The 13,047-nt window shown below is 62.8% G+C and carries 9 protein-coding genes; 2 read left to right on the top strand and 7 right to left on the bottom strand.

Translation table 11 applies throughout. The features are described 5' to 3' along the window. The 4 genes from ENZ74_RS06745 to ENZ74_RS06765 all read right to left on the bottom strand — a co-directional run. Positions 1–2,850, bottom strand: a 2,850-nt coding sequence (locus ENZ74_RS06745) for an efflux RND transporter permease subunit (protein WP_164760962.1), incomplete at its 3' end; no start/stop codon positions are given. 199 nt (positions 2,851–3,049) lie between these two features. After that, positions 3,050–4,201, bottom strand: a complete 1,152-nt coding sequence (locus ENZ74_RS06750; protein ID WP_063167611.1) for an efflux RND transporter periplasmic adaptor subunit — start codon at positions 4,199–4,201, stop codon at positions 3,050–3,052. A gap of 56 nt (positions 4,202–4,257) precedes the next feature. After that, positions 4,258–4,863 carry a TetR family transcriptional regulator gene (locus tag ENZ74_RS06755; RefSeq protein WP_013532915.1) on the bottom strand — a complete coding sequence of 202 codons (606 nt, stop codon included), beginning with the start codon at positions 4,861–4,863 and terminating at the stop codon, positions 4,258–4,260. Positions 4,864–5,316: 453 nt separating this feature from the next. Continuing rightward, positions 5,317–6,957: an acyl-CoA synthetase gene (locus ENZ74_RS06765; protein ID WP_063167610.1), complete on the bottom strand. Its 1,641-nt coding sequence runs from the start codon at positions 6,955–6,957 to the stop codon at positions 5,317–5,319. A gap of 190 nt (positions 6,958–7,147) precedes the next feature. Here ENZ74_RS06765 and ENZ74_RS06770 point away from each other — a divergent pair, with 190 nt between their 5' ends. Further along, positions 7,148–8,113 (top strand): sugar-binding transcriptional regulator, encoded by a 966-nt coding sequence (locus tag ENZ74_RS06770; protein ID WP_013532917.1) that lies wholly within the window; start codon positions 7,148–7,150, stop codon positions 8,111–8,113. A gap of 91 nt (positions 8,114–8,204) precedes the next feature. Continuing rightward, the gene (locus tag ENZ74_RS06775) at positions 8,205–10,259 is read left to right on the top strand and encodes a bifunctional aldolase/short-chain dehydrogenase (RefSeq protein WP_063167609.1); all 2,055 of its coding nucleotides are present in this window, start codon (positions 8,205–8,207) and stop codon (positions 10,257–10,259) included. Between the two features lie 52 nt (positions 10,260–10,311). Here the strand turns inward: ENZ74_RS06775 and ENZ74_RS06780 are convergent, their stop codons facing one another. The 3 genes from ENZ74_RS06780 to ENZ74_RS06790 all read right to left on the bottom strand — a co-directional run. Continuing rightward, positions 10,312–11,157 (bottom strand): acyl-CoA thioester hydrolase/BAAT C-terminal domain-containing protein, encoded by an 846-nt coding sequence (locus ENZ74_RS06780; protein WP_063167608.1) that lies wholly within the window; start codon positions 11,155–11,157, stop codon positions 10,312–10,314. A 101-nt stretch (positions 11,158–11,258) separates the two neighbouring features. Continuing rightward, positions 11,259–12,311: a substrate-binding domain-containing protein gene (locus ENZ74_RS06785; protein WP_023808755.1), complete on the bottom strand. Its 1,053-nt coding sequence runs from the start codon at positions 12,309–12,311 to the stop codon at positions 11,259–11,261. A 51-nt stretch (positions 12,312–12,362) separates the two neighbouring features. Continuing rightward, a partial coding sequence (locus tag ENZ74_RS06790) for an ABC transporter permease (RefSeq protein WP_164760963.1) occupies positions 12,363–13,047 on the bottom strand: 685 nt, incomplete at its 5' end.

The following is a 13,047-nucleotide window of genomic DNA, read 5'->3' on the forward strand; positions in this document are numbered from 1 at the left end:
GTCCATGCCCGCGGCGATGTCCTGGTCGATCTGGTCGACCAGGATGATCGAGTTGCGCATGATGATGCCGAGCAGCGCGATGACGCCGAGAATGGCGACGAAGCCGAACGGCGCACCGCTGATCAGGAGTGCCGCGGCAGCACCGATAATGCCAAGCGGACCGGTCGCCAGCACCAGCATCGCCTTGCCGAAGTTCTGCAGCTGGATCATCAAAAGCACGACAATGACGGCCAGCATGATCGGTGCCTTGGCGGCGATCGAAGCCTGGCTTTCCGCCGAATCCTCCGCACCGCCCTGGATTTCGATCTTGTAACCGGGCGCCAGACCCGCACGCAGGTCCTTCATGTCGTTGTACATCTTGGTGACGACGTCGTTGGACTGCACGCCGTCGGGCAAGGTGGCGCGCACGCTGATGGTCGGCAGGCGGTCGCGGCGCCATTCGATGCCTTGCTCCAGCACCGGCACCACCTTGGCCACCTGCGACAGCGGCACGAAACCGCCGAAGTCGGTCGGGATATAGACCGAGTCGACCGAGGACAGCAGGCTGCGGCTGGCATTCGGCTCGCGGGCGACGATGGACACCGTCTCCTCGCCGTCGCGGAAGTCGTCGAGCGGCGCGCCGGACATCGTCGCCTGCAGCATCTGGCGGATGCGCTGCGAGGTAACGCCGAGTGCGCGGGCACGATCCTGGTCGATGACCAGCTTCATCGCCGGAACCGGCTCCAGCCAGTCATCATGCACGGCGCCAAGCAGCGGATCTTCACGGAACTTCGCCTTCACCTGGTCGGCGATGCGGCGCACCTCCTGGCGATCCGGCCCCATGACGCGCATCTGCACCGGCCAGCCGGTCGGCGGACCGAGGAACAGACGATCGACCTTGGCACGGATGGACGGGAAGTCTTGCGCCAGAACGGTGCGCAACTTGACGATCAGACGCTCGCGAGCCGGTTCGTCATTGGCCATGACGAGCAACTGGGCAAAGTTGGGGTTGCTCAGCTGCTGGTCGAGCGGCAGGAAGAAGCGCGGCGCGCCCTCGCCGATATAGGTGGCGATGAAACGCTTGTCCTTGTCGTCCATCATCTTGGTCTCGAGCGCCTTGGCCTGCGCCTCGACTTCCTTGATGCTGGTGCCTTCCGGCAGCCAAAGGTCGACGAGGATTTCCGGCCGCGACGATTGCGGGAAGAAGTTCTGCGGAATGAACTGGAAAGCCCACAGGCTGGTGCCGAAGGTGACCAGCGTCATCACCAGGACGATGATGCGATGGCGCACGGCCCAGCTGACGGTGGCACGAAGCCGGCGGTAGAAACGCGTGTCGAAGACATCGTGATGGCTGCCGGCATGCTTGCGCTGCTTGAGGATCATGTTGCCGAGCCATGGCGTGAAATAGACCGCGACGAACCAGGAGACGATCAGCGCGATGCCGACGACATAAAACAGCGTGCGGACATATTCGCCGGCGGTCGAGGCCGCGAAGCCGACCGGAATAAAGCCGGCCGTGGTGATCAGCGTGCCGGTCAGCATCGGGAAGGCGGTCGAGGAATAGGCGAAGCTCGCCGCCTCGACCTTGACCATTCCCTCCTCCAGCTTGCGCTCCATCATCTCGACGACGATCATCGCGTCGTCGACCAGAAGACCGAGCGCGATGATCAGCGCGCCGAGCGAGATGCGCTGCAGGTCGATGCCGAGCTCGTACATGATGGCGAAGGTCGCGGCCAGCACCAGCGGGATGGCGATGGCGATGACCAGGCCGGAACGCCAACCGATCGACAGGAACGAGACCACGAGCACGATCAGCAACGCTTCGCCAAGCGCATGCATGAACTCCGCCACCGCATCGGTGACGACGCCCGGCTGGTCGGAGATCTGGTCGACCGCAACGCCGTAGGGCAGCGCCTCTTCGAAGCGCTTGTAGGTGGCCTCGACATCCTTGCCGACATCGGTAACCTTGAAGCCCTTGGCCATGACGACGCCCAACTGCACGCTGTCGTGACCGTTGAAGCGGTACTTTCGCTGGAACGGATCCTGCAACCCCGAACTCACCGTGGCGATGTCGCCCAGCCTCGTGACCTGACCGCCGGCGCGCAGGCGCAGGTTCCTGATATCCTCGACCTTGCCGACATCGCCCTCGACGGAAATGCGCACCGAGTTGGTGCCGGTATCGACGGAGCCGGCCGGGTCGACATTGTTCTGTCCCTTGATCGCATTCTGCAGATCGGTCAGCGTCAGGCCCCGTTCGGCCAGGGCCTTGGACGAGACGTCGATATAGAGCTTTTCAGGCTGGTCGCCGATGATAACGGCTTTTTCGACGCCGGGCGTCGTCAAAAGCATGTCGCGCGCCTGGATGGCGAACTTCTTCAGCTCGGGATAGCTGAAGCCGTCGCCGCTGATCGAATGCAGGGTGATAAAGGTGTCGCCGAATTCGTCGTTGAAATAGGGGCCGAGCAGACCTTGTGGCAAGTCACCGGCAATGTCACCGACCTTCTTGCGCACCTGGTAGAACGCGTCGGTCACCTCGGCGGTGTTGGTGTCGCCCTTGATCTGCACGGTGATGATGGCGCTGCCGGCGCGGGTGAAGGAGCGCACGAAATCGAGATGCGGCGTCTCCTGCAGCTTGCGTTCGATCTTGTTGACGACCTGGTCTTCCATCTCCTGGATCGAGGAGCCCGGCCAGATCGCCTGGACGACCATGACCCGGAAGGTGAAATCGGGATCTTCCTTCTGGCCCATGCGCATCAGGCCGAGCGCGCCGGAAATGATGATCAGGCCGAACAGGAACCGCGCAATGGCGGGATGGCCGATTGCCCAGCGCGACAGGTTGAAGGGCCGCTTCTCTTCCGTGGAATTGGTCATCGACGCTGGTCCATCTATCTAGCGCAACAAAATCGAGGGTTCGTAGTGGCTTCCGGGCGGCAAGGCTCTCCCAGCGGAGAAGCACTCATCGCGGTGGGACGCGAAATCGATGTGGGGGTTACATCAATCGAGCGTCTCGGTCGGGCGCCTGCCGCCCGGAAACCAGCGGCTGCGGGAACGCGCAGCCGGTTGTCTGTCGTCAGCGCACCTGCTTGGCGTCGCCGTCCGCCGCGGATGCCGATTGCAGCGCCGTATCACCGGCGAGCTTCACCTTGAGGTTCTCGGTCATGAATTGCGTGCCGGCGGCGACCACGACATCGCCGGGTTTCAAACCCTCCGCGACACGCACGCCATCGGCGGCGAACTCGGCAACCTTGATCGGACGAGCATGAACGGTGTCGGCGCCACGATCGACGGTCCAGACGATCGATTGGGTGCCTTGCTCGGCCAGTGCGCTCAGGGGGATCGAGACCAGCTGCCGCTCATTGGCCGCCGTGGCTTCGATGCTGGCGGTCATGCCGAGCAGCACACGCGGATCGTTGGGCAGGCTGACGCGGACGGCAAAGGTGCGTGATTGCGGATCGGCGCTGCCGGCGACTTCGCGGACCTTGCCGTCGAGCGCCAGCGCATCGTCGGACCAGAAGCCCGCCTTGACCGCCTTGCCCGGCTTGAATTCGGCGATTTCCATTTCGGGGACGGCGATCAGCACTTCCTTTTCGCCGTCGACAGCGACAGTGACAACCGGCGTGCCGGAACCGACCACCTGGCCAACGTCGGCGCTGACCGTGGTGACGATGCCATCCCTGTCGGCCTTGAGATCGGTATAACCGACCTGGTTCTTCGCCTGAGCCAGTGTCGAAAGGGCGGAATCACGGGTGGCGACCGCTTGGTCATAGGTCAAGGTCGCCTGTTCGAGCTGTGATTTCGGGGCAAAATTCTTGGCAAAAAGCTGCTCGGCACGCTTGCGGGCGAGTTCCACGGTCTCGACCTGCCGCTCGGCGGCATCGAGCGCTGCCTGCGCGCTCTTGACCGAAAGGTCGTAGTCAATGGGATCGATGCGGGCGAGCACATCGCCCGAGGCCACATGCTGGCCGATATCGACGAGGCGCTCGGTGATCTTGCCATTGACGCGGAATGCCAGAGCGCTCTCGGTGCGGGCCCTCACCGACCCGGAATAGGAGAGCGTGCGGGTGTCATGTACCTTCGCGATCTCGACAACCTTGACCGGGCGGATGATATCCTTGACTTCGGTTTTTTCCTGGCTGCAGCCGGCAAGCCCGAGAGTGGCGGTGACAAGCAGCACCGGGCCTACAGCGGGCAACCTGCCGATGATTGAACTGAACGAAGACACGCGCGTACTCCCGAAATGGAGATGAATCGTTGAAACCGGCGCCCGGCGGGCGGAGGCTACTTCAAGGCCTTGATTGCATAGTCGACGAGGTCGTCAGGCATTGCCCGGTTGGTCTTGGCAAGGCATTGCGCCACCATCTGCGGATGACACAGGATGACGGTCGCGGCGCCGAAACAGCGAGACGCGATAACCGGATCCTGTTTTCTGAACTCACCGGCCTCGATCCCGTCACGAATGATTTCCGCGAACAGGTCGTGAATGCTGTCGACATGCTTGTCGATCACACCCCAATCCCGTTCGAGGGCGACGATGACCATCTCGTGGACCTTCTGGTCGTCGAGCATGACCTCCATCGTCATCTTGTATTGCGCATGCACGTAGCGCCGGAGCCGCTCCTCGGCGCTGATCGGCAGGCGCGAAATCTCGTAGGCCATCTTGTAGCTGGCGCCGAGCATCCGGCCGCAGACGGCCTGGTGGATTTCGACCTTGGAGGCGAAGAAACGGTAGATGTTGGCCGGCGACATGCCGAGCTCACGCGCAATGTCGGCGACATTGGTCTTGCCGTAGCCATAGTGCCGGAACAGGCGCTCGGCGCAATCGAGAATGCGCGTTACATTTTCCTGTCGGGCGGCTTCGGCGACTATGGTGGCGGCTTCGGACATGATCCTCTATCGATTTACGAGTGACGAATTTTGATTTTCATCACTCGTAAATCGAAAAGAAGGACCTGTCAATGCGGATTCGGTATACACGTACGAATGGTGACAGATGGTGACAGTGAGAAGGTGGAATCGACGATCGCCGTTAGCGGCTGGCCCTGATGAATTCGTCATCCTAGGGCGAAGCAAGGAGCGAAGCGACGCGGCGCAGACCCTAGGATCCATGCCGCGACGTTGGTCAAAGAGTGCGACGGATCAACAGGTTTACACCGGTCAGCGAGCTGTAGCCTGCAGCCGCCATTCTCGACTGTCGGAGCTCGGCCGCAAGGTGACGGCATGGATCCCTTGGGCTGCGGAGCAGCTCCAGGGTTTCCGCGACGTCGCTCGCGACTGCTACACCCTAGGATGACGAAGCCCGCGACAAATTGTCGAGGCGAAGCATGGGTGGCGATGCAGCTAAGCCCCCTTGGCCATCTCGCGTAGCCGGAATTTCTGGATCTTGCCGGTCGAGGTTTTCGGGATTTCGGCGAAGATGACCGCCTTCGGCACTTTGAACCGGGCAAGCAGCGCGCGGCAGTGATCGATGATCTCGGCTTCGGTCGCGACCTTGCCGGGTTTCAGCTCGACATAGGCAACAGGCACTTCGCCCCATTTGTCGTCGGGCCTGGCGACGACGCCGCAAGAGGCAACCGACGGGTGCTTGTAGAGCGCGTCCTCGACCTCGATAGAGGAAATGTTCTCGCCACCGGAGATGATGATGTCCTTGGAGCGGTCCTTGAGCTGGATGTAGCCATCGGGGTGCATGACGCCGAGATCGCCGGAATGGAACCAGCCGCCGGCGAAGGCTTCGTCGCTCGCCTTGCGGTTTTTCAGGTAGCCTTTCATGACGATGTTGCCGCGGAACATGACCTCGCCGATTGTCTCGCCGTCGGCCGGTGTCGTCCGCATCGTCTCGGGGTCCATGACCGTCAGGCCTTCGAGCGCTGCATAGCGCACGCCCTGCCGCGCCTTCCTGGCGCTGCGCTCGCCCTTTTCGAGATCATCCCAGGCGCCGTGCCATTCGTTGACGACCGCCGGGCCATAGGTCTCGGTCAGGCCGTAGAGATGGGTGACGGCAAAGCCGGCATCCGCCATCCCCGACAGCACGGCTTCCGGCGGGGGTGCTGCAGCCGTGTTGAAAGTGACCGTCTGCGGAAATGCGCGCTTGTCCTCGTCCCTGGCATTGATCAGCACCGACATGACGACCGGCGCGCCGCACAGATGGGTGACGCCCTGATCGGCGATCGCATCGTAGATCGGCTTCGGCCGCACCCAGCGCAGACAGACATGGGTGCCGGCCTGGACGGCGAGCGTCCAGGGAAAGCACCAGCCATTGCAGTGGAACATCGGCAGCGTCCACAAATAGACCGCGTGCTTGGCCATGCCGGCATGGATGGTGTTGGTGTAGGCCATCAGGGCCGCACCGCGATGGTGGTAGACGACGCCCTTCGGATTGCCCGTCGTTCCGGACGTGTAGTTGAGCGAAATCGCATCCCACTCGTCGTCGGGCATCGACCAGGCGAAGTCCGCGTCGCCGCCTGCGACAAATGCCTCATAGTCCAGTGAGCCTACCCGCTCGCCCTTTGGGTACGGCGCGTCGGCGGCGTATTCGGGATCGTCATAGTCGATGACCAGCGGCTTGACCCTGGCCAGTTCCAGGGCCTGCTTGACGACGCCGGAGAATTCGCGGTCGACGATCAGCAGCTTGGTCTCGGCATGATCGAGTTGGAAAGCGATGACCGCCGCATCGAGGCGGGTGTTGAGCGAATGCAGCACCGCCTTGGTCATCGGCACGCCGAAATGCGCCTCCAGCATCGGCGGCGTGTTTGACAGCATGACGGTGACGGTGTCGCCCTTGCCGATGCCGCGCTTCTGAAGGGCCGAGGCAAGCTTCAGCGACCGCTGCCAGAAAGTGCGATAGTCGATGCGCTGGCGGCCATGGATGATGGCGATATGGTCGGGATAGGTCTTGGCCGCGCGCTCCAGATAGGTGAGCGGCGTCAGCGGCTGATGGTTGGCCGCGTTCTTGTCGAGATCCTGTTCGTAAGGATTGCCCATCCCATGCTCCCCGCGATTTTCTTTCAGACGTTCTAATCACAGGCTCGGGCCGCGTCACCACAAACGATGCCACGACAGAGCGCATTCGGCACAATGATGAACCAGATTCGGCGCAAGCGGGAGCATCGCATACCTCTGCCCAGTTTGACTTTTGTCGAGAGCCGTGAATAATGTCAGCTGAGGAGACGGCATGGCGATCCGACCGGCAGAACAACTCATCCACAAGGCCGCCTGGCTCTACTATGCCCATGGCCTGCGGCAGGACCAGGTGGCGAGCCAGCTTAACATTTCCCGTGCCTCGGTCGCCATGTACCTGCGCAAGGCGCGCGAGACCGGCATCGTCAACATCTCGACTTCGACCCAGCTTTTCACCGACGACGTGCTGGCGCGCAAGCTCGAGGATGCGCTGAGCCTCGACGCCGTCTGGATCGCGCCGGAGAATGATCATATTGCCGACCCGTCGACGGAAATCGCCGTGCTGGCGGCGAGCGTCTTTCTCGAACTGGTCAAGAAGGGCGACCGCATCGGCGTCGCCTGGGGCCGCACCGTCTATATGATTGCCGACGTCATGTCCTATGCCGACCTGCAGGATGTCACGGTGGTGCAGCTCTGCGGCAATCTCGGCGCGCCCTATTCCTATCGCCCCGACCAATGCACTATGGAAATCGCGCGGCGGCTCAACGCCAAAGGGCTCAATTTCTACGCGCCGCTGGTGCTGTCTACGGAAGAACTTGCGCGTGCGCTGCGTGCCGAGCCGGTGATCCGGGAACAATTGTCGGGTGTCGGCGAATGCGACCTGGCGTTATACTCGGTCGGCGCGGTCGACGCCGACAGCCATCTGGTCAAATGCGGCGCGCTGACGCCAAGCGAAATGGCGGATCTGCGCAGCCAAGGCGCTGCCGGCGTGATTGCCGGGCAGATCATAGACGCCGAGGGCAAGGTGCTCGACTGCAGTTATAACAGGCGGGTGATCTCCGCCGAGCTTGCCTCGCTGCGCGCCATCGCCAGGCGGTTGGTGGTGGTGCAGGAGGACAGCAAGTTCGAACCGCTGCTCGCGGCGATCGCCGGCGGCCTTTGCACGCATCTGGTGGTCGGCGCACACATGGCGCAGCGGCTCCTGGATCATGCGGCTGCCACGACAGAAAAGGCCTCCTAGGAAATCCCCTCTCCGTCGCCGGCGCATTGTCATCAAAGCGTCGCGGCATTGCTGTTTCACCATCAAAGACAAACAACCGGACGAAGCGAACATGAAGAATTTGTGGAATGACGAAGCAGCCGAAAAACTCGTCGCAGACTACGCGAAAAAGGGTGTCGGCCGCGACCTGGCGCTGCGCGTCTACACGACCCGGCTGCTCGGCGGCGAACCACGGCTGGTCCTGCATGGCGGCGGCAACACCTCTTGCAAGACGACGGCAACCGACCTCGTCGGCGACCAGTGGGACGTGCTGTGCGTCAAGGGCAGCGGCTGGGACATGGGCGTCATCGAGCCGCAGGGCCTGCCGGCGGTCAAGCTCAAGCCGCTGCTCAAGGCGCGCGCGCTGAACAGGCTGGCCGACGAGGACATGGTTGCCCTGCAACGCGTCAACCTCATCGATCCGTCCTCGCCCAACCCGTCGGTCGAGACGCTGCTGCATGCCTTCCTGCCGCACAAATTCGTCGACCACACGCACTCGACCGCCATTCTCGCCATCGTCGACCAGGAGGACTCCAAGCCGCTGGTGACCACGGTTTTCGGCGCCAAGATGGGCTATGTGCCCTACATCATGCCCGGCTTCGACCTCGCCAAGGCGGCTGCCGACATCTTCGACGCCGATCCTGATGTCGAGGGCCTGATCCTCGACAAGCATGGCATCTTCACCTTCGGCGACGATGCGAAGCAGGCCTACGACCGGATGATCCATTATGTGAACGTCGCCGAGGACTTCATTGCCGCAAGTGGCAAGCCGAAGGCGGCAAAGGCAGCCTTGCCAGCAAAGCTCGCGACGCCGGCGTCGATCGCGCCGATGCTGCGCGGCGCGGTGGCGGTAGCGCGCGGCGAAGGCCGCTTCGACCGAATGGTCAGCGATTTCCGCACTTCGCCGGCAATTGTCGATTTCATCAATTCAGCCGAGATCGCCGATTATGCCGGGCGCGGCGTCTCGACGCCCGATCTGTCGATCCGCATCAAGACCGGGCCGATGGCGCTGCCGGCGCCCGACGCGGACAAGGCCGGCGACTACAAGGCGGTGATCAAGAGCCATGTCGACGCGTTCGCCAAGGATTATCGCGCCTATTTCGAAACCAATGATGCGCTCGACGACGTCAAGCGCACCATGCTCGACCAGATGCCGCGGCTGACGCTGGTGCCCGGCCTCGGCATGTTCGGCCACGGCCGCACCCTGAAGGACGCGAAGATCGCGTCGGATGTCGGTGAGATGTGGATCGAGGCAGTGCGTGGCGCCGAGGCCGTCGGCCGGTTCCATCCGCTTTCCAAGGCCGACCTGTTCCCGCTCGAATACTGGTCGCTGGAACAGGCCAAGCTCGCCTCCAACAAGCCGAAGCCGCTGACCGGCCAGGTGGTGCTGATCACCGGCGGTGCCGGCGCGATCGGTGCAGCGACGGCAAAGCTGTTCGCCGACAATGGCGCCCATGCCGTCGTCGTCGATCTCGACGCCGAAAAAGCCGCCGATGCAGCGAAGAAAGCCGGCAACAATTCGATCGGCGTCGCCGCAGACATCACCGACCCGGCACAGGTGCGTGCCGCCTTCGACAAAGCGGTCGCCGTGTTCGGCGGTGTCGACATCCTGGTTTCCAATGCCGGCGCCGCCTGGGAAGGCCGCATCGGCGAGCTTGACGACGCGCTCCTGCGCAAGAGTTTCGAGCTCAATTTCTTCGCCCACCAATCGGTGGCGCAGAACGCCGTGCGCATCATGCTCGAACAGGGCACAGGCGGCGTGCTTCTGTTCAACACCTCCAAGCAGGCCGTCAACCCCGGCCCGAAGTTCGGCGCCTATGGCGTGCCGAAGGCGGCGACGCTGTTCCTGTCCAGGCAGTACGCGCTCGACTATGGCGCGCATGGCATCCGCTCGAACGCCGTCAACGCCGACCGCATCCGCTCGGGCCTTTTGACCGACGCCATGATTGCCAGCCGCTCAGGCGCGCGCGGCGTGTCGGAGAAGGACTACATGTCCGGCAATCTGCTCGGCCAGGAAGTGACGGCGCAGGACGTGGCGCAGGCCTTCCTGCATCATGCGCTGGCCGACCGCACCACCGCCGACGTGACGACCGTCGACGGCGGCAATATCGCGGCAGCGATGCGGTAGGGAAACCGGCCGAGACTGACGCAAAACAGGCGAAGGTATTCGGGATCTGCAGCTACAGCAGTTCTCGGATGCCTTCCCACGCCATTCTGCCCAACCGTGATTCGGCCTCGTCATTGCCGCCATGTGCATGCAATGTCGAGCGTGGTGTGTTCTCGCCAGGCAAGAGAATGCGATGCCCCGCATCCGGCGATGACACGAGATGTGTGATCTTGCCTGCTTCGCTGCGCCGCCGAACAATTTCTGTCGCGAACCATAGCGAGGGCCACAGCGCATCGTCGCCGCCTGCGACCAGCAGGATCTCGGCCGATGCGGTCTCAACGGGGATGGTCGCCGCAGCCGCTTCCTGCCTGAAGGTTTTCAAGCAATGTTCGAAGAGTCCCCTGTAGGATACCAAGCCATCCACGTATTCTGGTGTCCAGTTTGGATCCGTCGGCACAAACGGCAGGGGGATTCCGTCGAGCGACCATGAGGATCGTTCAGGCCAGCTGACGCCATCCGGGCCAGCACCAATATTTCCCCAAATCACCGATGACGGGCTGATGGCGACCACAGCGTCGATGCGCGGGTCATGGACCGCCGCAAGCAGTGAGGCCTCGGCACCCTTGGATGTGCCGACATAGACGATGCGGTGGCATCCTGTTTCAAGGAGACAATCGGTTGCCGCGAAGAAGGTTTCGAGGGGAATTTCGCATATTCCGGGAGGCTGGCCCTCACCGCCGAACCATTGCAGGGCCAAAGCCGACGAGCCCTCGTTTGCAAAGAGCCGTGCGCGCCCGACATCGACGCGGCCACTCGACCCACCCAACACCACGACACCCGTGGTGGCCTGCGGGCATCGAAACAAGGTTCCGGCGACGGCGCCGGACAGGTTTTCCTCGATTGCCGCCTGAGCTTCCATATACGCACCGAACCTTGGGCCGGAGCCTGGCGCCGGCTGCAGATATTCAGCAAAAAGGCCGCCTGCAGCAAGCGGCTGCAGGCGGCCTTCGATAGCGAAAGTTACTTGGCGTTCGGGTTCGGCATCCAGGCCGGCATCGCGACATCGGCGTGGGCGAACTGCGGCAGCTTGGCCGACAGGTCCTCCATGTTCTTGATGTCCTTGTCGATGAGGTCCTTCTGGGTGATCAGTGTCGGCGGCACGACGACGTTGTGGCCGGGGTCTTCACCGGCCAGCAGCTGTGCCAGCGCACGCACCGAGACCTGGCCGACGACGGCCGGGTTGGTCGCGGCGGTCGCGGCCCAGGCGCTGTCGGGCTCGCGCATCGCAGCGATGTCCGAGGTCGAAATGTCGGCCGAATAGATCTTGATGCCCTTGTTCAAGCCCGCTTCGTCGACAGCGATCTTCACGCCCTTGGCGAATTCGTCATAGGGAGCGAACATCACCTTGATGTCGGGATGCGCCGTCAGCACCGAACGCGCCTGGTTGGCGACGGAGTTGGCGATCGGATTGTCGAGCGTGCCGAACATCGCGACTTCCTTGATGCCGGCATATTTCTTCTTGACGTCAACCCAGGTCTCGTTGCGGCGGTCGAGCGGCGCGATGCCGGCGACATAGACATAGCCGGCATTCCAGCTCTCGCCATTGTCCTTGACCGCCTGCTCGAGCGCGAGGCGTGCCAGGTCGCGATCGGACTGTTCGATCTGCGGGATCTTGGGGTTTTCGACATTGACGTCGAAGGCCACAACCTTGATGCCGGCGTCGACCGCACGCTGCGCGGCGTCCTTCATCGATTCCGTCAGGCCGTGCTGGATGATGATGCCCTGCACGCCGAGCGCGATGGCCTGGTCGACCATGTCGGACTGAAGAGCCGCATCCTGGCGGCTGTCGAGGACGCGCAGGTCGATGCCGAGCGCCTTCGACTGCGCCTCGACGCCCGAGAGATAGGCCTGGAAGAAGTCGCCGGTCGAGAGATAGCGCACCAGCGCGATCTTGACGCCGGGCTTGTCGAAGGGCGCCGGCTTGTCCGCGGCAAAAGCCGGGACCTGCATCAGCATAGTTGCGCCGGCCAATCCGAGCGCCACCTTCCCCAGAAGTCTTCTTGTAATGCTCACTTTGTTTTCCTCCACTCTTGTTGAACTCGAAAATCCTGTTCCGGTCGAAAGCTATCTCCTGCCCCTGCCCGAAAGCGCAAAGGTGAAGACAAGGGCGACGACCAGAACCACGCCCTTGATGAAATCCTGCGTGTAGTAAGGCGCGTTCATCATCGTCAGGCCCTGAAGCAAGATGCCGACGAACAGCGCGCCGATGGCGGTGCCGAAGGCGTTCGGCTTGGCGGCACCCAGCACCGCGTAGCCGATCAGCGCTGCGGCAACCGCATCGAGCAGCAGATTATTACCCGAGGCGATGTCGCCGCGTCCAAGCCGGGCAGCGAGCAAAATGCCCCCGATCGAGGCAAAAACACCTGAAATGACGTAAGCCCAGATCTTGTATGCCTTGACAGGCGCGCCGGCGAGTTCGGCGGCGCGCTCATTGCTGCCGACGGCATACATCATGCGGCCGAAACGGGTGTATTCGAGGAAGAACCAGATCAGCACGGCGAGCACGAGCAGCACCACCACCGACACTGGAATGAGGTTCGGGATGAAGAAGTCGAAGCGGTGGCGGCCAAGCGCCAGGAAGGCGTCGGAGAATTTGCCGTTGGCGACCGAACCATCAGGCATGGTCATGCCGGTGGCGATCGAGCGGCCTTCGGTTGGAATGCGCTGCAGGCCGACGAGCAGGAACATCATGCCGAGCGTCGCCAGCAGATCGGGCACACGCATGTAGACGATCAGCCAGCCATTGATC

Source organism: Mesorhizobium sp. M7A.F.Ca.CA.002.15.2.1 (genome assembly GCF_003998715.1).
Lineage (GTDB): Bacteria > Pseudomonadota > Alphaproteobacteria > Rhizobiales > Rhizobiaceae > Mesorhizobium > Mesorhizobium ciceri.

Coding starts and splice junctions, on each gene's coding strand:
- ENZ74_RS06755 (WP_013532915.1), bottom strand. CDS start 4,863: ATGTCCGAAGCCGCCACCATAGTCGCCGAAGCCGCCCGACAGGAAAAT.
- ENZ74_RS06765 (WP_063167610.1), bottom strand. CDS start 6,957: ATGGGCAATCCTTACGAACAGGATCTCGACAAGAACGCGGCCAACCAT.
- ENZ74_RS06770 (WP_013532917.1), top strand. CDS start 7,148: ATGGCGATCCGACCGGCAGAACAACTCATCCACAAGGCCGCCTGGCTC.
- ENZ74_RS06775 (WP_063167609.1), top strand. CDS start 8,205: ATGAAGAATTTGTGGAATGACGAAGCAGCCGAAAAACTCGTCGCAGAC.
- ENZ74_RS06780 (WP_063167608.1), bottom strand. CDS start 11,157: ATGGAAGCTCAGGCGGCAATCGAGGAAAACCTGTCCGGCGCCGTCGCC.